The organism is Allotamlana fucoidanivorans (assembly GCF_006265225.1).
In the GTDB taxonomy this organism is placed as follows: Bacteria; Bacteroidota; Bacteroidia; order Flavobacteriales; family Flavobacteriaceae; genus Allotamlana; species Allotamlana fucoidanivorans.
Genome location: NZ_VDCS01000004.1, coordinates 232320 through 254382, shown reverse-complemented (window position 1 = coordinate 254382; position 22063 = coordinate 232320). Strand labels below are relative to the sequence as shown.

19 protein-coding genes are annotated in these 22063 nt (G+C 34.8%); 8 read left to right on the top strand and 11 right to left on the bottom strand.

The features are described from left to right. Positions 1–73: 73 nt before the first annotated feature. The 4 genes from FGF67_RS05505 (at position 74) to FGF67_RS05490 (ending at position 8371) form a co-directional block, all read left to right on the top strand. Positions 74–3085: a SusC/RagA family TonB-linked outer membrane protein gene (locus FGF67_RS05505; protein WP_139695515.1), complete on the top strand. Its 3012-nt coding sequence runs from the start codon at positions 74–76 to the stop codon at positions 3083–3085. 42 nt (positions 3086–3127) lie between these two features. Next, complete coding sequence (locus FGF67_RS05500; protein ID WP_139695513.1) at positions 3128–4648, top strand: RagB/SusD family nutrient uptake outer membrane protein; 1521 nt, start codon at positions 3128–3130, stop codon at positions 4646–4648. A gap of 9 nt (positions 4649–4657) precedes the next feature. Then, complete coding sequence (locus FGF67_RS05495; protein ID WP_139695511.1) at positions 4658–5854, top strand: glycoside hydrolase family 88 protein; 1197 nt, start codon at positions 4658–4660, stop codon at positions 5852–5854. Positions 5855–5959: 105 nt separating this feature from the next. Beyond that, the gene (locus FGF67_RS05490; RefSeq protein WP_139695509.1) at positions 5960–8371 is read left to right on the top strand and encodes a glycoside hydrolase family 2 protein; all 2412 of its coding nucleotides are present in this window, start codon (positions 5960–5962) and stop codon (positions 8369–8371) included. A 108-nt stretch (positions 8372–8479) separates the two neighbouring features. On the opposite strand, the gene FGF67_RS05485 is transcribed toward FGF67_RS05490, so the two are convergent. From FGF67_RS05485 to FGF67_RS05465, 5 genes are all read right to left on the bottom strand, one after another. Next, entirely contained in the window at positions 8480–9316 is an 837-nt protein-coding gene (locus FGF67_RS05485) for a GIN domain-containing protein (RefSeq protein ID WP_233244014.1), read from the bottom strand. 104 nt (positions 9317–9420) lie between these two features. Then, positions 9421–10149, bottom strand: coding sequence for a head GIN domain-containing protein (locus tag FGF67_RS05480; RefSeq protein ID WP_139695507.1), 729 nt, complete (start codon positions 10147–10149; stop codon positions 9421–9423). Positions 10150–10249: 100 nt separating this feature from the next. Further along, positions 10250–12037 carry a PspC domain-containing protein gene (locus tag FGF67_RS05475; protein ID WP_139695505.1) on the bottom strand — a complete coding sequence of 596 codons (1788 nt, stop codon included), beginning with the start codon at positions 12035–12037 and terminating at the stop codon, positions 10250–10252. Then, complete coding sequence (locus FGF67_RS05470) at positions 12030–12374, bottom strand: PadR family transcriptional regulator (protein WP_139695503.1); 345 nt, start codon at positions 12372–12374, stop codon at positions 12030–12032. Before FGF67_RS05470 ends, FGF67_RS05475 begins: the two co-directional genes overlap by 8 nt. Positions 12375–12494: 120 nt before the next feature. After that, positions 12495–12941 (bottom strand): DUF4870 domain-containing protein, encoded by a 447-nt coding sequence (locus FGF67_RS05465; protein WP_139695501.1) that lies wholly within the window; start codon positions 12939–12941, stop codon positions 12495–12497. Positions 12942–13101: 160 nt separating this feature from the next. On the opposite strand from FGF67_RS05465, the gene FGF67_RS05460 reads away from it, so the two are divergent. The 3 genes from FGF67_RS05460 (at position 13102) to FGF67_RS05450 (ending at position 14751) form a co-directional block, all read left to right on the top strand. Then, positions 13102–13560 carry a DUF4442 domain-containing protein gene (locus FGF67_RS05460; protein ID WP_139695499.1) on the top strand — a complete coding sequence of 153 codons (459 nt, stop codon included), beginning with the start codon at positions 13102–13104 and terminating at the stop codon, positions 13558–13560. A gap of 67 nt (positions 13561–13627) precedes the next feature. Next, positions 13628–14428 carry a TIGR00266 family protein gene (locus FGF67_RS05455; protein WP_139695498.1) on the top strand — a complete coding sequence of 267 codons (801 nt, stop codon included), beginning with the start codon at positions 13628–13630 and terminating at the stop codon, positions 14426–14428. Between the two features lie 125 nt (positions 14429–14553). Next, a complete protein-coding gene (locus FGF67_RS05450) occupies positions 14554–14751 on the top strand; it encodes a hypothetical protein (RefSeq protein ID WP_139695496.1) in 198 nt (65 codons plus the stop codon). Positions 14752–14785: 34 nt separating this feature from the next. Here the strand turns inward: FGF67_RS05450 and FGF67_RS05445 are convergent, their stop codons facing one another. From FGF67_RS05445 to FGF67_RS05420, 6 genes are all read right to left on the bottom strand, one after another. Further along, a complete protein-coding gene (locus FGF67_RS05445; protein ID WP_139695494.1) occupies positions 14786–15724 on the bottom strand; it encodes a hydrogen peroxide-inducible genes activator in 939 nt (312 codons plus the stop codon). Positions 15725–15957: 233 nt separating this feature from the next. Next, positions 15958–17289, bottom strand: a complete 1332-nt coding sequence (locus FGF67_RS05440; RefSeq protein ID WP_139695492.1) for a DUF58 domain-containing protein — start codon at positions 17287–17289, stop codon at positions 15958–15960. Between the two features lie 29 nt (positions 17290–17318). Continuing rightward, positions 17319–18350, bottom strand: a complete 1032-nt coding sequence (locus FGF67_RS05435; protein ID WP_139695580.1) for an AAA family ATPase — start codon at positions 18348–18350, stop codon at positions 17319–17321. A gap of 41 nt (positions 18351–18391) precedes the next feature. Further along, the gene (locus tag FGF67_RS05430; RefSeq protein WP_139695490.1) at positions 18392–19597 is read right to left on the bottom strand and encodes a DUF4350 domain-containing protein; all 1206 of its coding nucleotides are present in this window, start codon (positions 19595–19597) and stop codon (positions 18392–18394) included. After that, positions 19594–20322: a hypothetical protein gene (locus FGF67_RS05425; RefSeq protein WP_139695487.1), complete on the bottom strand. Its 729-nt coding sequence runs from the start codon at positions 20320–20322 to the stop codon at positions 19594–19596. Before FGF67_RS05425 ends, FGF67_RS05430 begins: the two co-directional genes overlap by 4 nt. Continuing rightward, a complete protein-coding gene (locus tag FGF67_RS05420; RefSeq protein ID WP_139695485.1) occupies positions 20319–21308 on the bottom strand; it encodes a stage II sporulation protein M in 990 nt (329 codons plus the stop codon). The genes FGF67_RS05425 and FGF67_RS05420 overlap by 4 nt, the downstream gene beginning before the upstream one ends. A 24-nt stretch (positions 21309–21332) precedes the next feature. Between FGF67_RS05420 and FGF67_RS05415 the strand changes: the two genes are divergently transcribed. Further along, the gene (locus tag FGF67_RS05415; RefSeq protein WP_139695482.1) at positions 21333–22052 is read left to right on the top strand and encodes an RDD family protein; all 720 of its coding nucleotides are present in this window, start codon (positions 21333–21335) and stop codon (positions 22050–22052) included. Positions 22053–22063 lie beyond the last annotated feature (11 nt).

Here is a 22063-nt window from a genome sequence, read left to right as displayed (position 1 = left end):
ATTAGTCTTAATAATTGTTGTGTTTAGTTTGATTATCATCTATCTAATCTAGAATTAACTAAATTTTAAACTAATGAAAAAAAACAAACGATTAAAGAATGTATTCTTTTTATTGCTAGTGTTTTGTGCTGTACTTTCTACTAGTGCGCAGCAAACCACAGTAAGTGGTATGGTTACATCGACTACAGACGGGATGTCACTTCCGGGAGTTAATGTTATTATTAAGGGTACACAATCAGGAACATCAACCGATTTTGATGGTAATTTTAGCATCGATACAGAAATAGGTTCTGTGCTTGTGTTCACGTATATTGGTTATATGGCACAAGAGGTTACTGTTGGCAATTCTAACACTATTAATGTAGTGTTAACTGAAGATGTAAGTGCTCTAGATGAAGTTGTGGTTGTTGGGTATGGTGCAGCCAAGCGTAGTGACTTAACGGGTTCGGTGTCATCTGTAAAGGCTGAACAACTAAGCGCTTTTCCTGTTTTAGATGCGCAACAGGCTCTACAAGGTCGCGCGGCAGGGGTGTCTGTTCAGTCCAATAATGGTGGTGAGCCAGGAGCGCCTATTAATGTTACCATTAGGGGTAATACATCAATTGGTGCAAGTAGTGCGCCACTAGTTGTTGTTGATGGTTTTGTGGGGGGCACATATCCACAACCACAAGATATTGCTTCTGTTGAAGTGTTAAAAGATGCTTCGGCAACAGCCATTTATGGTTCTCGAGGGGCTAATGGGGTTATTATGGTAACCACCAAAAAAGGTAAAAAAGGGAGAATGACAGTTGAGTTAAATACAAATTACACTGTTCAATCTGTCTCTAATACTATTGAGCTTTTAAATGCCGATGAGTTTGCAGCTTATCAACAGCAAATAAATTCAAACTACCAACAAGGACCTGCAAGAACAGATTGGCAAGATTTAATTTATCAAAATGGTCACACGTCAAATCATCAATTGTCGTTCTCAGGTGGGTCTGATAAAATTAACTATTACATTTCAGGAAACTATTTTGATCAAAAAGGAATTGTTGTTAATTCTGGGTTTGAGCGTTTTTCGTTTTTAAGCAATGTTGACGCTGATATTACCGATAAACTTAAAGTAGGGTTTAATGCCTTTGGAAGTCGCAGTACAAAAGACGGTGTTTCTACACAAGCCAATTCTGGAGGTCGAGGTAGCGGAGATGTTATATCTATTGCTTACCGATTTGCTCCCGATTTAGGAATAACTGATGAAAATGGAAATTACACTTTTAACTCAGTTGGTGATGATGTAGATAATCCTTTTGCTATAGCTACACAAACTCAAGATCGAACAACAACAGATCGCTACAGAGCAAATTTTTACGGACAATATGAAATTATTGAGGGCTTATCCTTTAAAACTACCTTTGGCTGGGCCACTCGTAATGAAGGTAGGGGAAGATTTCAACCATCTACTTTAATTACAACTGCTGGAGCTCAAGGTGGTATTGGCTCTTATCAGACTTTGAAAAATTCAAACATACTTTCCGAGAACTATCTTACCTATACTACCGAACTTGGTAAAGGTAATTTCACAGCTTTATTGGGGTATTCATTCCAAAAAGACAAAACAGAAACTGCATTTGCAGGTGCACAAGGTTTTGTAAGTAATAGTGTCTCGTATTATGATTTAGGTGGTGGTGCAGTGCCTTTGTTTCCTCAGTCTTCATTGTCTGAATTCGAATTACAATCGATTTACGGACGATTAAATTATGATTGGGATGATAAGTATTTAATCACACTCACAGGCCGTCGTGATGGCGCTTCAAATTTCGCTAAAAATGAGAAATATGCTTTTTTCCCGTCAGGAGCTTTAGGCTGGAAAGTGTCCAATGAAAATTTCTTAAAAGAAAATAATACTATCAATAACCTTAAATTAAGATACAGTTACGGGGTTACGGGTAATCCATCTATTGCACCATACCAATCTTTAGCTAGTTACCAGCCCATTTATGCGGTTACTGGTGGTGAAACAGTCAATGCCGTGGTTCCGCTTCAATTGGCTAACCCAGACTTAAAATGGGAATCTTCGTATCAATCTAACTTGGGGGTTGATTTGGGTTTATGGAAAAATAGATTGTCTTTATCTGTGGACGTGTATAATATTAACACCAAAGACTTAATTTTAGGTGACAGTTCGGTACCTGAATACACCGGATTTTTGAGGCTGGAAGCCTTGAAAAATATTGGAGAAATGAATAATAAAGGGGTGGAAATTGTGCTAACAAGTAAAAACATTGCTAATGATAACTTTTCTTGGACAACCGATTTTAATTGGTCAAGAAACCGAAATACAATTAAAACATTAGTAGGAGAACAAGACATATTTTTAAATTCAGCACCCGGACATTTTTTATTAAGTGAAACACATATTTTACGTGAAGGTGAGCCGGTGGGGCAGTTCTTTGGTTATGAGTATAAAGGTGTATACCAAGGTGGTGATTTACCAGCAGGCACCGCAACTTTTGGTGGAGCAGAGTCTGGAGCAGGTAACGAATTGTTTACTGATATTGATGGTGATGGGGCTATTACAACAGCAGACAGAAAAATTATTGGAGATCCTAATAAAGACTGGACGGCTGGTTTTAATAACACCTTAAGATACAAAAACTTCGATCTAAATGTTTTCTTTCAGGGAGCCGCAGGGGGCGATATTTATAGCTATACTTTATCTGAATTGGCCTCGGGTAGTTCTAATGCTACTAAAGAGGCTTTAAATGCTTGGACCCCCGGTAATCCTTCTAACGTTCCATCGGTTGCCGTAAGAGAAAAACGTATATCTTCAAGATTTGTATATGATGGCAGTTATATCAGATTACGAAATCTTGCCTTAGGGTATAACTTTCCAAGTACGCTTGTAAAAAAAATAGGAATGCAAAGTGCACGCGTTTCTGTGAGTGGTCAGAATTTATGGACCATAACCGACTATCCGGGTACAGATCCAGAGGTAAGCTACAGAAGTTCAGGTGGACAAAATAGTAATGTAAATCAAGGGTTTGATTATGGTAATTATCCTAATGTGGAGTCGGTTACTTTTAGTCTTAATCTTAAGTTTTAAAACTGATTGATTATGAATGTTTTAAATGCAAAATATCAAAAAATGAAAAATATAAAATATATATTCATATTGACGCTAGTGTCAATAGTAGGGTGCTCAGATTTAGAGGAAAACCCGATATCTGTACTTTCGCCTGATGGATTCTATCAATCATCCAGAGATGTGCAAACCACCATTAATGGATGCTATGGTAATATGACCGAGGAAGCTTTTTGGGGTAGAAAATTGTCTTTACCACTTATGCTAAGAAGTGATATGGTTGGTATTGGTGATGTAGGTACGGCCTCAAGGCGTATTGATCATGATAATTTTACCGTGAATGCTGATAACGGTATGATTACAGCCTTTTGGCCAAGAACATATCAAATTATAGCAGGAGCTAATGAAGCTATTGCTGGTGCATCTAAAATTTCTGAGTCTGAAGATATTTTAAATCCGATTACAGCTCAGGCGTATTTTGTGAGAGCTTACACCTATTTTCATTTAGTAAGATTGTTTGGTGATATTCCATACATTGACAACCCTGTGGATAATATCGAGGCGGCAAAGAACATATCAAAAACACCAGCTACTGAGGTTTATACCAAGATTATTGCCGATTTAGAATATGCTAAACAATGGTTGCCCGACGTACAATCGTCTAGATCATTACCTTCAAAAGCTACTGCAGCTGGCTATCTGGCATTAGTACATTTAACGATGAATGAGTTTGATAAAGCATACACCGAAGCAAAATTTGTTATTGATAATGAAAGCCGATTTGATTTGGTATTAGCGGATGATTTTCAAGACTTATTTGATGCAACAAAACAAGATGGTTTAAAGGAGTCACTTTTTGAGATTGATTATAATGGGTTTAGAGATGGAAATTACGGTACAGATTATCAGCCTGCTCTAACAGGAATTAGAGCTAATCAACGTGGAGATATTGGTGGCGGATGGTCTGTAGCCGTTCCTAATGTTGAAGTATATAACCGTTGGGACGGAAGAGATTACAGAAAAGCCGTTAGTTTAGATACTACTGCTGTTTTTGCAGGCGTTGAAGAGCCTTTTATGAACTTTCCAAATTTCGATTCAAGAAACATAGCAAGTCCATATATAGCAAAATATACCAGATTAATTGGACTAAGTGCGCAAGGTAATGGAAGAGCATCACAATTAAATTATGCTCAATTAAGATATGCAGAAGTCCTCTTGATAGCGGCTGAGGCATTAAATGAAATCAATCCAGGTTCTGCTGAGGCTGACGGATATATAAACCGTGTAAGAGCTAGAGCCAGAAATCAAGCAGGAACTATTACAGTATTTCCAGCCGATGTAACACCAGGAATGTCTCAAGAAGCCTTTAGAGATATGGTGCTTGAAGAGCGTAAATGGGAGTTGGCTTTTGAGTGCAAGCGTTGGTATGACATTAAAAGACGTCAATTAGGTGATGAGGTGTTTAGTGCCAGTGGTATAGAGCAGCGCCCTAACTTTTCTGCCTCAAGAGATTATTTGTTGCCATTACCAAGTGATGAATTACTGCGTAACTCTAATTTAGAACCCAATAATCCTGGATACTAATTTTGAAATATGAACAGAACTAATTTGATTATTTTCATTCTTGGATTTACATGCATAGTAGCGTGTAAATCCAAGGAAGAAAATAAGGCTTCAGAACCAACTACGGATGTTGAGGCTTTACTAAAAAACCGATATGCAATGCTTGCTGCTTATAAAGCTATTGCGAATGCATTTCCAAGAAGCTACAATCATAAAACCAAAACAATTCATAAAGTGCCTTCTAAAGATTGGACTAGTGGATTTTTTCCAGGAAATCTGTGGCAGATTTATGAGATCACAGGTGACGAAACCTTCATGGAAAAAGCAAAAGTTTGGACGGCTTTGGTAGAAAAAGAAAAGCGCAATGGCGGAACCCACGATATGGGTTTTAAAATTTATTGCAGCTTTGGTAATGGTTTGAAGCACACAGATTCAGTACACTATAAACAAGTAATAATTGAAAGTGCTAAAACCCTAAGCACTCGATATGATGAAAAAATAGGGAGTATACGGTCTTGGGATTTTAATTCAGATACATGGCAGTTTCCAGTAATTATTGACAATATGATGAATTTAGAATTGCTTTTTGAGGCCACTAAATTATCAGGTGATAGTTTGTATCATGACATTGCTTTTAAACACGCTGAAACTACCATGAAAAATCACTTTAGACCAGACAACAGTACCTGGCATGTTTTAGATTATGATACCATTTCTGGTCAAGTAAGAGCGCGGGTAACACATCAAGGTATTCATGACGACTCTGCGTGGGCTCGTGGACAAGCCTGGGCTATAAATGGGTTTGTAATGGTGTATCGATACACGAAAGACGAACGTTTTTTAAACAGAGCAAAAGCAACAGCCAATTATTTTATTAATCATAAACATTTACCAGAAGATGGTATTCCGTATTGGGATTTTGATGCCCCTAACATACCCAATGAATCTCGTGATGTTTCGGCAGCGGTCATTGTGGCTTCTGGTTTGGTAGAGTTGTATCAATACACCCATGATGATGCCTATATAAACTATAGTAGACAGGTGGTTAATAGTTTAAAATCAGAACAATATATACTGCCGGCCGATTTAGATATCCCCTTTATTCTTGATCATAGTTTTGGTGATTGGTCACATAAAATGGAAATGGATGAGCCTATTGTTTATGGTGATTATTATTTTTTACAAACCATACTTCGTTTAAAGAATTTAGAAACTCAGAATCCATGATGGATCAGGATGGTTGAAAAACTTAATTAGAATATTTTTGATGCACAACAAGGTTTTTGCATCTTGTTAATAAAAGCACTTAATTTTACATCCGTTATTAAAATAATGAAATCAATTTTATATGTCATTACATTGGGATTTAGCATGCTATTGTCTTTGGGTTCTTTCGCTGCGAACAGTAACCCTTTAATTCGAAAAAGGACTAATATAAATTCCGATTGGGAGTATTTGGAGCGTGATGTTAAATCTCCAAAAGAAGCGCTCAGCCATTTCGATTGGGAAGAGATTGATTTACCGCACACGTGGAATGCTCTAGATGCAACCGATGTAACTCCCGGCTACAGACGCAGTGCAAGTTGGTATAAAAAAGACATATTTATTGATAAGGTGAATAATAAACAGATATACCAACTATATTTTGAGGGTGTTAACATTACAAGCGCTGTTTATGTAAACGGTGATTATGTTGGTGGTCATGTAGGTGGATATATTGGTTTTAGCGTGGATATATCAATGGTTGTACATAACGGGTATAATGAAGTGATGGTACGCGTTGATAATGGCTATAATCCTGAAGTTATTCCTTCTCAAAAAAGTGACTTTTTCATTTTTGGAGGTATCACGCGTGATGTTTGGTTGGAAGTATTACCAAAGCAGTATTTATCTGATTTAAAAATTGAGACACCAAAGGTGTCAGATACTATGGCTTTGTTAAGAGCTAATGCTTTCTTAAAGGGTTATAACAAATCCAAAAAACAAGTAATAAAGGCACTGTTAATAGATGCTGAAGGAAATACGGTGTCTGTCACCAAAGGAAAACTGAAAAAAAATAAGGTAGAGGTTCAGTTTAAAGCTATTCGCAACCCTAAGTTATGGGATGTAGAAACCCCTTATTTATATACGCTTAAATTACAGTTGGAAGAGAATAATAAGCTCACCGATGAAGTTGTACAAAAAGTAGGGTTTAGATGGTTTGAATTTAAAGACTATGGTGCGTTTTATTTAAATGGTAAACGTGTGTTGTTAAGAGGAACACACAGGCATGAAGAGCACGCCGGTGTGGGAGCAGCTATGAGTAATGCTCAACATAAAGCAGACATGGAGCTCATTAAGGAAATGGGGGCTAATTTTGTAAGATTAGCACATTATCCGCAAGACCCAGAGGTGTATAAAGCCTGTGATGAATTAGGGTTGTTAGTTTGGGATGAATTGCCCTGGTGTCGTGGTGGAGTTGGTAATGAAGCCTGGAAAAAGAACACCAAGAAAATGCTTCAAGAAATTATAAATCAAAATTATAACCATCCGTCCATTATTCTTTGGTCTTTAGGGAATGAAATTTATTGGTTACCCGATTTTGAAGGAGGAGGAGATATAGGGGCTATGAATGCCTATTTACAGGAATTAAATGATTACGCTCATGAGCTCGATCCTTCAAGAAAGACAGCGATAAGAAAGTATTATGAAGGAGCTCATATTGTTGATGTATTTTCGCCTTCAATATGGTCAGGTTGGTATTCTGGAAGTTATAAAAGCTATCAGAAAGCTATTGATACCTATAAAGCGCAATACCCACACTTTTTACATGCTGAATATGGTGGGTCAAGTCATGTTGGACGTCATACAGAGAATCCCATTACGGGCGAAGGAAAAATTGAATCTGATGGCTGGGAAGAAGCCATTGTGCAAACCGATGTGGCCAATATAGCTCAAATTGGCGATTGGAGTGAAAATTATATTGTTGATTTATTTGATTGGCATTTAAGAATTTCTGAGAATGATTCAACATTTGTAGGGAATGTGCAATGGGCATTTAAAGATTTTGGTACACCCCTAAGGCCTGAAAATGCCATACCTTATATGAATCAAAAAGGATTGGTAGATCGCGCGGGAAACCCCAAAGATGCCTTTTATGTATTTAAAAGTTATTGGAGTACGTCACCATTCGTGTATATAGAATCGCATACCTGGACAGAGCGTCAAGGGCCTAAAGGAAAAAAGCGGTCGGTTAGTGTTTATAGTAATTGTCCCGAGGTTGAACTATTTCTTAATGGCGAAAGTTTGGGGGTAAAACAACGTGATATAAAACAATTTCCTGCTGCTGGACTGAGCTGGGATATAAATTTTAAGGAAGGCGATAATACGTTAAGGGCTATTGGTGTTACTGAAACAAGTAATCCTGAGGATGAGTTAACTGTAAACTACAGATATGTTAAAAGTGGGAAAGCTCGTGCCTTGACTTTAGGTTATGAGCAACTTGAAAATGGAAATTATTTAGTAACAGCTACGGCTGTTGATGCTGACGGATTACGCTGTTTAGACTATGAGAAGCGGGTTTATTTTCAATGCTTAAATGGAGGAGAAGTCATGAAAAGTTTAGGAACACCAACTGGTAGCGAAGTTATTGAAATGGCCAATGGGAGAGCATCTATTGAAGTTAAAAGAGTGTCAAAAAGTAAACCTTTAAAAATGATGGTGCTAAACCAAAGTTTTAAAGGGACTTATTTAAACATTGAATAAATTTTGAGTTTGTTTTTATAGTTGTTTAACCAAGGTTCAATAGAATATTGGTTGATTTTCGAGTAGTTTGGTTTTAGTTGTTACATAGCATATCTAATTTTAGATATGCTATTTCTCTTTCTTTTGAAGCTTAGAAGTACCAGTGAGTTTATTAATAGTAATTTTTGGGTTTTCGTACAGGTAAATACCGCTGGTACCAGATGCTTCAATGGTAATGTTTTCTAGTACTTCAAGATAGGCATCACTATTCATATCACAAATAATATTACACGTGTTTATAGTAAAGTTTTTACCATCAAATTCAGTGGTATTGTCTAAGTCTATAATAGCCATATCGCATGCACCTTCAATGGTGCTAGTAGCACGCTGAAATTGCGTAACAGCGCATTGTGCACTATTAACTAAGGCTTCTAATTTTGAATAGCCGTTTAAAAGGGCTGTGAAATTTTTACTGGTTACGTTGAGTTTTACAGTGCTTTTATCGTCACTCTCTAAATTAAATTGATCAGATTTAACGGTTAGTCCTACTTTTGAAGTTCCTTTAACTTTCAGATTAAAATGCTTCGCATCCAATGTGACTAATGATAACACTTCAGCTTTATCATTGGTTTCAATACTTTTTAAGGCTTCATTGTATTTTACCTTTATATTCAGCCTTTTTTTTGAAGTGATTTTTGCTGCTTTTCTAAAACTAAGCACGCTATCAATAACCTCAAAAACAATAATATCATGAAGGTTTTCATCGGTTTCTATTTCAACCTCGGGTGTTCTACTATAAATTATTTCTACATTGAAATCGTCATCTAGTATGAGGGTGTGAAACGGACTTAACTCGGTATTTTGAGTGCTAACCATTCTATTACCTTTTACTTTTTCTGTTTTTTGTGCCTGCATATTTAAATGGCAAATAGAAAAGAAGGCCAGAAGTAAAGAAATTTTTCTCATACTATAATTGGATTAATTATAAGGTCAATATACAAAAAAGCCATTTCAAACCTTCTAATTGATTGAAATGACTTATATGATTAGTTGACAGCTAGAACTTTTTGTTATTTTTGAGTAACGCTCCCAGAGGGACCATCACTTTTTTCAACTTTTTCTGGATTTCCATAGTATTTAACATCGCCCCCGCTACTGGCCTTAGCAATTAATTCTTTCGAGGTGTTAACGGTTATATCGGCACCGCTTGTGGCTTTTACCTGACTTGATTCGGCAAATAGATCAGCAGCCTTTATGTCGCTACCGCTTGTTGCTTCGGCAGTTAAACGTATTGTGGACCCAGAAATTTTCATGTCGCTTCCGCTAGTAGATTTACAACTTAAGGATTGTGTTTTTACATTAAGCTTCATATCACTACCGCTGGTGGATTTCAAAGTCAGGTAATCTGTAGTAATGGTATTTGTAGTGTACACGTCACTTCCGCTAGTAGAAACAATGCTTTCTATGTCTTTGAAGCTCACTATAACTTTTTTTGAATGTGCTTTGCCAATATTTTCTTTGGTATGAATTTTTAAAACACCATCATTTATGTCTGTTAGTATGAGTTCATGAAGGTTTTCATCAGCCTCTACAACAATTTCTTCAATATTTGATTGTGTTAAATATACATCTAAACCTTCAGAAGCTTTGATGGTTGTAAAGGATTGGGTAACGGGCCGCGCTTTAGTTTTAATTTTACCATTACCGGTAACACCAGTTCCTAAATTGATATCAAAGTTGCAGGAAAAGACCGTTAAACTTAAAATAGTGGCTACAATGATTTTGATTAGCGTTGTCATAATTGTTCGTTTTTTGATTGATGAGTTGTTCAAATATCAAGACTTTGGTAATTGTTTTTTAATCTGAATATCTGAATTGTTGATTTTTATTGATGAATTGTTACTCTTCGGCTTTTATTTCTATACCGTTTGAATCTATTTTAACTTTTACGTCTTCAGCTTCTGCTTTAACCCCAGAGCGGTCTATTTTTACATGTGTTTCGTCTGCATGAATTTCAATACCATCATCATTTATTTTTAAACCAGGTGTATCTACTTTAATGGTTTTTTCTTCAATGGGGCAGTCTAAGCATTCTGAATTATTTTCAAGTATTTTTAAATAATGACTGGTGGTTTTACTAGATACAATGTTGCCATCATATTTTCTGTAATTTAAAAAGGATTTAGTGTTATTATTAAAAAAAACTACCATATCTTCAGGAAGATATAAGGTGATATTAATATCTTGATCACTAAACTTGTTTACTGGATCGGTACTGAAAAAAGAGTCTAGAAATAAGGTGTTATTATTGAAACTGAAATTATAGTCAATATTTTTGGCACGTTCAATGGCGCGTTCATAATTTCTGCCATCGGCACTTTTTTCTATGGCTATAGATGCCACAGAATCAGTGGTTGATTTTACTATAATATCTATGTCTGCAGAGTATATTAGCTTGTTTCCTTCGGCATCATGCGCCACTTTTAAATTGTTATGACGGTAGAAATTTCGATTGAATTTATCATCATTTACCATTTTTACAATTAATGTATCTGTTGCGGTAATGGCCAGCTCAGTTTTTGTAATATGTGATTCTTCAAAAGCATGTTCACTAGCCTGTCTTATACCTACAACAATGAGAGCTATGATAGACATAAGCCACAAGCCTAGAAGGGTGAATTTGGCGATGTTACCAATAGATTTTAAATTGTTGATAAGAATCTTTAAACCCAAATAGAATAGGAAAAAGAAAGGAATACCAGCGGTGAAAAATACAAGTAAAGAAACAAGCCATAACGGGGTGTTGCCAGCATTGGCAATTTCAACCATATCTAGTCCAGGGATGTGTACAATATCTGCTATACCTAATGAAAATAAACCAATGATTAATGCTATAATGGTTGTTGCCCCAACAATAATGAGTATCACACCAATGAATTTTGCAATCACCTTGAAGAAAAACATAATAACATCTGCTAAGGTGTCAAAAAAAGTTCTTGATGATGATTTTATAGAATTAGCATGTTTTTTTACATCTACATTTTTGGCTGCATTTGATACCGAGTCACTGACATTTTTAGCAACGTCGCCAACAGTATCGGTCACGGTATCAAAGCCATCTTTTATTTTTTTTTCAATATTGCTAATGTTTACAGGTTCACCTGTCATAATCAGTTTTTCAGCCGTTGTTTTAGCTTCAGGGACTAATATCCAAAGTAGAATGTATAAAAGAATACCTGTGCCAGCACCAAATATGAGTAGAATCCAAGCGAGTCTAATCCAAATAGCATCAATGCCAAAATAGTGACCTAAACCAGATGATACACCACCAATATAGGAGTTTTCAGTGTCTCTAAACAGACGTCTAGACGGTGAAGATTTTTGCTTATAGTTTACCTTTGGCTCATCTTCAAATATTTCATCATCTACCAGATAGTCTTCAGGTTGCCCCATTATGGCAATAATCTCGTCAACTTCTTTCAATCCAATAACTTGTTTGTCATTTTGTACACGTTCACTAAACAATTCAGAAATACGTGCTTCAATATCTGCTATAATTTCAGAACGACCTTGAGAGTCGGTAAATGAACGTTTTATAGCCTCCAGGTAGCGTTGTAGTTTTAAGTACGCATCTTCATCAATATGAAAAAATATACCTGCTAAATTTATGTTGACAGTTTTATTCATTTGTAGTATTTTTTTTGGCGGTTACTATGTTAACGGCATTTTGTAATTCATTCCAAGTGGTATCCAATTCTTTTAAAAACAGCTTACCTGTTTCGGTTAGGCCATAATATTTTCTTGGAGGACCAGAGGTGGACTCTTCCCAACGATAGTTTAGAAGTCCGGCGTTTTTTAATCGGGTAAGCAAAGGGTAAATAGTACCCTCTACTACGAGCAACTTGGCGTCTTTCAGCGTTTCTAAAATTTCTGCTACATAGGCGTCTTGATCTTTCAAAACAGAGAGTATGCAGAATTCTAAAACGCCTTTACGCATTTGTGCTTTTGTGTTTTCTATCTTCATGTTGTCATGCGTTTAATGTGGTGAAACTGTTCATTTTTTGATGGATTTGATGATGATTATTTTGATGAAATGTTTTATTCTTTTTAGTCTGTGTTTCTACTAGTAATCATTTGATTAAACTTATTTTAAAAACTGAATGGTCAATGGGTAGTTAAAGCGTTTTCCATCTCTAGCTTTAAGGCTGGCAATAACAATGAATACCAGTTCTATAATAAATCCTAATATAGCAATGGCTCCCAAAAATCCTCCTAAGTATAATAGTGGTGATGGTTTGCCTATATTAAAGCTAAAGTTTTCAAAGCCATGAAATTCAATAAAGTCTATACCGTTAAATATTTTGAATACAAAAAACGGAATGGTTAGTGTCCCCAAAATAATAGCATATAGTAGAATACTCATTTGGAAATTAATTGTCTGTTTGCCATGGTTGTCTATAAAATCAGATTTCTCTTTGTTAGTAATCCATAATATAATGGGGCCAATAAAGTTTCCGAAAGGAATAAAAAACCGACTAAAAGTAGAAAGGTGAATGAAGGTGGCGATGTTTTTGTGATGATTGTTTAACATGATTTTTTGATGAATGATTAAAACATATAATAGTTTCTTATGCAAATATATGTCTAAAAACAAGTATTATGTTACGCATAGTACTTAAAATTAACAAAATATTAACATTTACTAATAGGCATTAATTTCATAACTTACTGCAAATTAAAGTTGTGTTATTATGCGTTTAACAGCCAGAAAACTAAATAGTTTCATGTTATTTAAGCTGCCTGCAGCGTTTATTTGTGGGGTAAGAGCAAAAGAATTAAATGATTCAAAATGTGAAGTCACTGTAAAGTACCGTTGGATTAATCAAAACCCATTTAAATCTATGTTTTGGGCGGTGCAAGGTATGGCTGCAGAGTTTTCAACAGGCGCGTTAATGATGCTTAAAATTCAAAATACAGGAAGGCGCATGTCTATGTTGGTCACTTCAAATCAGGCTTCATTTACAAAAAAGGCAATAGGGAGAATCAACTTTACTTGTAACGACGGGCATAACATTGATGCTGTTTTAAAACACGCTATTGAAACAGGTGAGGGGCAGGTTGTCACATTAACATCAACAGGTGTAGATGGTTCAGGAGATATCGTTTCTAGCTTTTCTTTTGAATGGAGTGTTAAGCTTAAAAAGGAATAATCGCTTTTTTGTAACAAAATTCAAGGAACATTAACAAATAGTCTAATAACAATTAAAATAAAGTTTTATGACAGCACATGAAATAGATTATAAAATTTATGGTGAAGAAATGCAATATGTGGAGATTGAGTTAGATCCGCAAGAAGGTGTGGTAGCCGAAGCAGGAAGTTTTATGATGATGGATGATGGTATAAAAATGGAAACTATTTTTGGTGATGGCTCACAGAAAGATTCTGGGTTTTTAGGGAAAATACTTGGTGCAGGAAAGCGTATATTAACAGGAGAGAGTTTATTCATGACAGCGTTTTATAACACCTTATCGGGAAAACGGCATGTGTCTTTTGCATCACCTTACCCTGGAAAAATAATTCCTATTGATTTAACACGTTTTGGCGGTAAGTTTATTTGTCAAAAAGATGCCTTTTTATGCGCGGCAAAAGGAGTGAGTATTGGTATTGAATTTTCAAAAAGACTGGGGCGTGGGCTATTTGGTGGTGAAGGCTTTATTATGCAAAAACTTGAAGGTGATGGTATGGCGTTTGTTCATGCTGGAGGTACCACCGCCGTTAAAGAATTAGGAGTTGGTGAAATATTAAGGGTTGATACAGGGTGTATTATTGGTTTTGATCAAACGATTGACTACGATGTTGAATTTATTGGAGGTATAAAAAACTCCATTTTTGGTGGTGAAGGTTTGTTTTTTGCCAAGTTACAGGGGCCAGGAACCGTTTATATTCAGTCTTTACCTTTTAGTAGGTTAGCCGGACGTGTATGGGCCGCTGCGCCAAAAGGAGGCGGTAAAGATAAGGGAGAAGGGAGTATATTAGGAGGTCTTGGCGATTTACTGGATGGTGATAACAAATTTTAATGTGTTAATTTTCTACTAAAATAAATGCGTTAACGTTTTTTTTAGTAAATTTAAGCGTTAATAAAAATAACAAGCCTATTACCAAATCTACTATACAAACAACATCAAAAAACCTTAACAAAAAAATGGCGAGAGCAATGCTTGAGTACACTAAAACTATACTAAATAAAGTTAGTTTTGATACAACACTGTTTTGCAAAGAAGTACAAAAGGCACTTGAAAGATTGTTGCCTTATGAAATTGAAGAACTTAAAATATTTATTTATTCTTTAGTACGGCAAAACCCAGATTTAAATCAATGTTTAATTTATTTAAAAGAATAAAAACAGCGACCCATTGTGGTCGCTGTTTTGTTTCCTATTTAGGTAATGGACTTATTATTTTTACATTTTGAAATGCAATCGCACCGCGTATAATACCAGATATTACATCTTGAAGTGCTTCAATAATTTGCATTTTTAATTCGCTTTTGTGGTAAATAATGCTAACCTCACGGGCAGGTGAAGGCTCTTTAAAGTAGTGTAGATTCTCTTTTTCACTATCATTAATATCTAAAGTGTGTAAAAAGGGTAAGAGGGTCATACCCAAACCTTCATTTGATAATTTTATTAACGTTTCAATACTACCACTCTCAAGTTGAAATTTATCGTCTGTATGATTTTTTAAGCCTTTGCATAAGTGAAGTACGCTGTCTTTAAAACAGTGCCCGTCTTCAAGTAATAGCATGTCATTGATGTCTAATTCGGTAATATCTATGGTTTTGTTTTTGTGAAGCTTGTGCCCTTTTGGAATGTAACTTACAAAGGGTTCAAAATAAAGTACACGCTCTTTTATATTTTCATCTTCAAGAGGAGTGGCCGCAATAGCAGCGTCTAGGTGCCCTTCTTTAATTCGAGTTATAATTTCTTCAGTCGTTAATTCTTCTATTTTTAGTTTGACCTTAGGATGCTTTTTTATAAAGGTTTTAAGAAACATAGGAAGCAATGTAGGCATAATAGTAGGAATAATTCCTAACTTAAATTCGCCTCCTATAAATCCTTTTTGTTGATCTACAATATCCTGAATTCGGTAAGATTCGTTAACAATATTTCTGGCTTGTGTTACAATCTTTTTACCTACTTCAGTAAGTTCAATGGGTTTTTTGCTTCTATCAAAAATTTGAACATCCAGTTGATCCTCCAATTTTTGTATTTGCATACTTAAGGTAGGTTGCGTTACAAAACATTTTTCAGCCGCTTTGGTGAAATTTTGGTTTTCGGCCACAGCCAAAACATAGTATAATTGTGTTATTGTCATATCGTACAAATTCAGGTTATAAAAATATAAAAACTATCAATAAAATTTATAGTTTTGATAGTTAATTATAAATTAAATATGTTGAATAATAAGTAGTATATATGATATTGAATGGTGTTAAAAAGAAAAAACTAATTTTGATGATGAGGTCTTGGTTAAATGAAACCGCGTAATGGTTAGTAAAATAAATTCATTTGAAAGACCAATTTTCATGTAAAAATCACCTTGACCATTTATAACAAGCCTCTTGCTTTTAGTTCAAGGTATTTATTGATGGTATTAATGGTTAAATGTTCGGGTGATGTAAGGATAGCATGTATGCCATATTTTTTGAGCTCATTTACAATAAGACGTTTTTCAAAAGCAAACTTTTCGGCTATTACTTTGTTATACACGTCTTTAACTGTATTAGCCTTGGTTTGTATTATTTTATTGAGCTCAGTGTTTTTGAAAAAAATGACCACAAGTAAATGACTCTTGTTAATGGCTTTTAAATACGGAAGTTGCCTTTCTAAACCATCAAGAGTTTCAAAGTTGGTGTACATTAACAGCAAACTACGTTGGGTTATATGTCTTTTTATGTTTCCGTAGAGTCTGCTAAAATCGGTTTCAAAAAAATCTGTTTTAACATTGTAAAGGGATTCTAATATGAGTTGCATTTGAGCATTTCTGCGCTCAGCAGCTACAATATTTTCAATACGTTTTGAAAAAGAGAGCATACCTGCTTTATCATGTTTTTTTAATACAACATTACTAATAACAAGCGCCGAATTAATGGCATAATCAAGAAGACTTAAGCCTTCAAAAGGCATTTTCATAACACGCCCTTTGTCTATTAAGGTATAGACGGGTTGTGATTTTTCGTCCTGAAACTGATTCACCATAAGCTGATTTTTTTTGGCTGTAGCTTTCCAGTTTATGGTTCTTAAATCGTCTCCAGTTACATAGTCTTTAATTTGCTCAAATTCCATGGAATGCCCTAGGCGTCTCGTTTTTTTTAATCCGTATTCTAATGCATTTTTATTGATATTTAAAAGTTCAAATGCTTTTAGCTGCAAGAAACTAGGATAGGTAGGTACCATAGTATGATGGCAAAACATGTAACGTTTGGCTACTAATTTTAGCACGGAACAGGTGTATATATTTAATTTTCCAAAGTGATATTCTCCACGTTCTGTTGGTTTTAATTGGTATGAAATCTCTTTTGCTTTTCCTGATGACACACACGTATTTATTTTGAAATCTCTAATCTGAAATTGAACAGGGATTTCGTCAATAATTTCTAAATGTGTTGAAAATGAATACTGGTTGGTTAGTTTTAGTACTACCGTATTTTTGTCGCCGTTTGAGAATTTATCTGGTAAAATACGTGTTGCTACAATTTTATTTTTTCCTATAAAAATGATTAAAAAATCAAATAAAAACAGAAGTGCCAGAATAAAAAGAAGAAGTTGAGCTACATTAAACAGCACCGAAACAAAATAGCTTAAAGCAAATAGAACAACAATGCTTATACCTACATAAAAAAAACGGGGTTGTATGTAAAATGACTTTAAAAGTGTCAAGGTTATATCTTTTTCTGGTATATTATTTACTATCTAGGAATTTCAGTCGATTCAATAATTTGTTTTATAATCTGCTTACTATTCACGCCTTCCATTTCGCGTTCTGGTGTTACAATGACTCTATGATGAAGCACAGGAATAGCAGCACGTTTTATGTCTTCAGGCGTAACAAAATCTCTGCCAGCCATAGCAGCAAAAGCTTTGCTTGCTTTTAAAATGGCTATAGAAGCTCTGGGTGATGCCCCCAAATATAAAAACGGATTATTTCTTGTGGACACAATGAGTTGTGCAATATATTTTAAAAGGTGTTCTTCAACTAAAACTTGAGTAACTAAACTTTGATAATGTGTTATTTGATTGGCTTGTAAAAAAGAAGAGACCTCATTGGTTTTTATTTTGTCTTGCCATTGATGTTCTCTGTTTAATATTTCAACTTCTTCGTCTAAATTAGGGTAGTTCACATCAATTTTAAATAAAAACCGGTCCAATTGCGCTTCAGGTAATCTATAGGTGCCTTCTTGTTCAATGGGGTTTTGTGTAGCTAAAACCATAAAAGGAGCGTTAAGTGTAAACCTATTACCATCAATGGTAATTTGTTGTTCTTCCATCACTTCAAAAAGAGCCGCCTGTGTTTTTGCTGGAGCGCGGTTAATCTCATCAATTAGAATCATATTTGAAAAAATAGGCCCCTTTTTAAATTCAAACTCAGAATCTTTAAGGTTGAATACAGAAGTACCTAGAATGTCGCTAGGCATTAGGTCTGGCGTAAATTGTATTCTGCTAAACCCAACGTTCAATGCTTTTGCCAGTAATTTGGCCGTAACTGTTTTTGCTACACCAGGAACACCTTCAATTAGGGCGTGGCCTTTCGCTAAAAGTGAGGCAATAAGCATATCAACCATGTCTTTTTGGCCAACAATAACTTTGCCAATTTCGTTCCTTATGATTTGAACATTTTGTTGTAATTCGGATAAGTCGAGTCTGTTTTGAAATGTCAATTCACTTTCAGATTCCACGGTTGGTTGGTTTTCTGAACTAGTATGTGGGTCTTGCTTTGGCATGAAATCTGAATGATCTTGGGGCATGTTGTTGTCGTCCATAATTATTTCGCATAAAATGATTCAATATGTCTATTAAGCTTGATGAGGTTTTCTTCAAAAAACTCATTTTTACTGTTAAGCCAATTGATGTAATCTACTATTTTTTTTACATCTTCAATGTTCTTATCTGATTTTGAAGCCAGTTTTTTAATAAAGGACTCATCTAAAGTAGACGTATCCATATTGTAATCTGTTCTTATTTTTTCAAGAAAGTAAGTTACTTTTTTTTGTACTAAGTTTTTATGATTTTGAGTTTCAAAATATAAGTTTGATACCGTTTCTACAAAACCAACGGTTGTATTTTGCAAGGGACGGATGGTTTTTACAATACGTTGCCGCCGTTTAGCATTAAAAATCATAAATAATATTCCAAACAGAATGGCGGTATACCAAGCCCATTTAAATGATGTTTGGTCAAGAAACCAACTTAAGTTAGATTGTTTTTCAACATTACCATCATAGCCCGTTTGAATTTTAGAGTAAGAATCAAAATATAAATCGCTATTCGGTAAGTGGGATAATACACCTTCTATATACCTAAAGCGATTCTCTTTTAAGATGTTGTAATTGGTAAAGGCTTTCGGTTCTGTATGAAGAAAAACAGTGCCTTCACCAAAAGGAATTTTAATAAAATTTACATGTTTGTAATTTATTTTAGAATAGCCTAAAGCGTCACATGTCGTTTTGTCAAATCTTGAAAAATAGTTATCACCTACATTTTTATCAATTTTAATATCTGGAATATCGAAATGTTTGAGGCTTAAATAGGACGTACTATCGATTTCATTTTTTATATACTCAATATCAAAATTTAACGTATCGTGAATTTTTTGAGGAAATACATAATCTGAAACAAAGAGCGTGTTTCCCGTATGCACAAAGTTTAAAAGCGCATCAATGGAGCTCGCTTCCAAATAATTTGAGTTTCCAATAATAATAAAACTGCCTTTGGCTTCATGATCTCCAAACCCATCTGCCTTGTGAGCTTTCAAGTAACTGGCAGGTTGATGGTACACTGTTCTTACCTTGTTTGGTGTGAAGAGGTTAGGGAGTTCTTTGTACAACACACTTACCCCGTAAGGCTTGTTACTCGTTTCGTTGAAAGACTCCTCCCAGTCTATAGTTTTTTGAAATTTTACCCCGAGCATAATCGCCGCAGAGACCACCAAAACAATTAGGATGATTAAAACGGGTAAAATCTTTTTCATGAATTTACCTGTTTTAAAAATAGGGTGAAGTGCTGTTTAGCCTTTTCATATTTGGTCATATTTACGGGAAATAGGCCATACCAAATATAATTGTACAGGTATGAAATATAGGTGAATGTTTCACCAAAGGGTGTGCCCGAAACCTCGTTTAAATAGTCGTTATTGGTTTTGTCATCTTCAAATTGTATGTGATTATTAGTACTTAGATTTTGTAATATAAGAAGGTAATAAAATCGGATAGCTAATCTGTAATTGTTATTCTTTTCAGCCTCTAAAATAAGGGATTCAATATTGGTGCTGTTAATATTCTCAGCGTTTATGTCCTCATAAGAAGCTATTGATCTTTTAGCTTTTGAAGAAAATAACCCCGATCCTCCTTCATTTATAAGTATAAACACAAGATAACCAACCGCTAGAGCAATAGCTATATAAAACAGATAGGCCAGTGGGCCTAGATTAAAAATAAGCTGTTTTGAATTATCGTCATCCTTTTGCTTTAGTTTCTCTTGTTTGTAATCTTCATAATGTCCTGAACCGCTAGGGGTAGTTTTAATAACCACTTTTCCTTCATAATTGAATTTGTCACTAGAGTATCTTGATTTGAAGTTATCATCAAAACGTCTGGCATGAATAGGTTCTTGTATTAACGTTATGGCATACACTTGATTCACCTGAAACATTGCAATAAGTGAAAATAATAAGACGTATGTAGGGTTTAATTTCAATTAAAGTTAAAATTTGTTGGTAATGTTTGGGTGATTTTTTTCTGAACTTTTATAGGGTAAATTAAATAATAAAATGAAATAAAGCTTAGAGTAATAGCAATAATGCTCACCGATAACCAATGTGGCATAATGTTGGAGTAACGCGTTATAAAACCTTCAAGGAAACCTGCAACAAAAGTAAAAGGAAACGTACTTATTAGAATTTTTATTCCTGTTTTAGCCCCATGATTCAAAGATGCATACCGTGAGTAAGTACCAGGAAATAAAATACTGGCTCCAAGAATTAAGCCAGCGGCGGCTTCAATCATAATGGCAAAAATTTCCATAGCGCCATGAATCCATATGCCTCGAACACTTTCCCAAAACACCTGTTTTTCATAAAAAAAGTACTGAAAGGAGCCTAGCATAATAGCGTTTTTAAACATAATGTACAGGGTGCCAATACCCAAAAAAATACCAAGTACAAAGGCTATAATGCCTACTTTAAGGTTGTTTATGGTTATTCCAATAAAACTGCCCCAATTACTACCACTCTTATAAACCGCAACTGGATCACCCGCTTCAATATTTTCTAGAGACATATTAACGTAGTCATCACCTAAAACTGAACGCACAAAACCACCATCATTAGCTGCAGAAATAGTACCAATAAACGTAAACGCAAGAAATATAATTATAGCAACATAAATAAAAGTTCTGTATTGATAGCATATAAGCGGAACTTCTGTTTTCCAAAACCCAAAAATACGGTTGGTGTCTTCGCGTTTTGTTTTATATATTTTTTGAAAGGCCTTAGCTGCAAGTTGGTTAAGATATACAATAACTTTACTTTTGGGGTAGTAGGTTTGTGCGTAGGCCAAATCGTTAATAAGGTGAATGTATTGTGAAGCCAATTCATCAGGATTTTCAAAATCATTATTAAACACGGCTTTTTCAAAACTAAGCCATTTTTCTTTATTTTGCTTGATGAATGAAACTTCTCTCATATAGACAATAAATTAAAATATAAAATGTCAGAGATACAAATTAACACGACTCAAAATGTGAAAATAACTTTTAATGCCGCAGGGCCAGGAGAGCGGCTATTGGCATTTATCATTGATATGGTTATAAAAGTAGGTTATTTGTTGGTTTTAAACTGGTTTTTTGGCGCTTTTGAGAGTATGGACAGATGGTCTCAAATAGCTATTAATACGATATTAAGTTTTCCCGTGATGTTTTACACATTGGCATTAGAATCTTTTTTTCAGGGGCAAACCATTGGTAAACGCGTGATGAAAATTCGTGTTGTTAAAATAGATGGGTACCAAGCCGCTTTTTCTGATTATTTAGTACGATGGTTTTTTAGGATTGCCGATGTTTATATTTTTGGGCTCGGTTTTTTTGTGATGTTAATTAATAAAAAAACACAACGTATTGGTGATATGGCTGCTGGTACCGCTGTAATAGCTTTAAAAGATAAGGTGACTATTAATCATACTATTTTGGAGCATTTATCAGAAGACTATAAACCAACATATCCTAATGTGATAAAGTTGTCAGATAACGATGCACGTATCATAAAAGAAACTTTTAATATAGCGAGATCTGCAAAAGATTATAAAACACTTATAAAATTGAGAACAAAGATTATTGAAGTAGCCGATATAAAGAATGTAAAGCATAACACAGATACCGAGTTTATTGCTGTTATTTTAAAAGATTATAATTTTTATACCCAAAATATGTAATTGGTTTTACT

What these genes read in the sequence shown, in the direction of transcription:
- FGF67_RS05505 (WP_139695515.1), top strand. Translation starts at nt 74, where the DNA reads ATGAAAAAAAACAAACGATTAAAGAATGTATTCTTTTTATTGCTAGTG.
- FGF67_RS05500 (WP_139695513.1), top strand. Translation starts at nt 3,128, where the DNA reads ATGAAAAATATAAAATATATATTCATATTGACGCTAGTGTCAATAGTA.
- FGF67_RS05495 (WP_139695511.1), top strand. Translation starts at nt 4,658, where the DNA reads ATGAACAGAACTAATTTGATTATTTTCATTCTTGGATTTACATGCATA.
- FGF67_RS05490 (WP_139695509.1), top strand. Translation starts at nt 5,960, where the DNA reads ATGAAATCAATTTTATATGTCATTACATTGGGATTTAGCATGCTATTG.
- FGF67_RS05485 (WP_233244014.1), bottom strand. Translation starts at nt 9,316, where the DNA reads ATGAGAAAAATTTCTTTACTTCTGGCCTTCTTTTCTATTTGCCATTTA.
- FGF67_RS05480 (WP_139695507.1), bottom strand. Translation starts at nt 10,149, where the DNA reads ATGACAACGCTAATCAAAATCATTGTAGCCACTATTTTAAGTTTAACG.
- FGF67_RS05475 (WP_139695505.1), bottom strand. Translation starts at nt 12,037, where the DNA reads ATGAATAAAACTGTCAACATAAATTTAGCAGGTATATTTTTTCATATT.
- FGF67_RS05470 (WP_139695503.1), bottom strand. Translation starts at nt 12,374, where the DNA reads ATGAAGATAGAAAACACAAAAGCACAAATGCGTAAAGGCGTTTTAGAA.
- FGF67_RS05465 (WP_139695501.1), bottom strand. Translation starts at nt 12,941, where the DNA reads ATGTTAAACAATCATCACAAAAACATCGCCACCTTCATTCACCTTTCT.
- FGF67_RS05460 (WP_139695499.1), top strand. Translation starts at nt 13,102, where the DNA reads ATGCGTTTAACAGCCAGAAAACTAAATAGTTTCATGTTATTTAAGCTG.
- FGF67_RS05455 (WP_139695498.1), top strand. Translation starts at nt 13,628, where the DNA reads ATGACAGCACATGAAATAGATTATAAAATTTATGGTGAAGAAATGCAA.
- FGF67_RS05450 (WP_139695496.1), top strand. Translation starts at nt 14,554, where the DNA reads ATGGCGAGAGCAATGCTTGAGTACACTAAAACTATACTAAATAAAGTT.
- FGF67_RS05445 (WP_139695494.1), bottom strand. Translation starts at nt 15,724, where the DNA reads ATGACAATAACACAATTATACTATGTTTTGGCTGTGGCCGAAAACCAA.
- FGF67_RS05435 (WP_139695580.1), bottom strand. Translation starts at nt 18,350, where the DNA reads ATGCCAAAGCAAGACCCACATACTAGTTCAGAAAACCAACCAACCGTG.
- FGF67_RS05430 (WP_139695490.1), bottom strand. Translation starts at nt 19,597, where the DNA reads ATGAAAAAGATTTTACCCGTTTTAATCATCCTAATTGTTTTGGTGGTC.
- FGF67_RS05420 (WP_139695485.1), bottom strand. Translation starts at nt 21,308, where the DNA reads ATGAGAGAAGTTTCATTCATCAAGCAAAATAAAGAAAAATGGCTTAGT.
- FGF67_RS05415 (WP_139695482.1), top strand. Translation starts at nt 21,333, where the DNA reads ATGTCAGAGATACAAATTAACACGACTCAAAATGTGAAAATAACTTTT.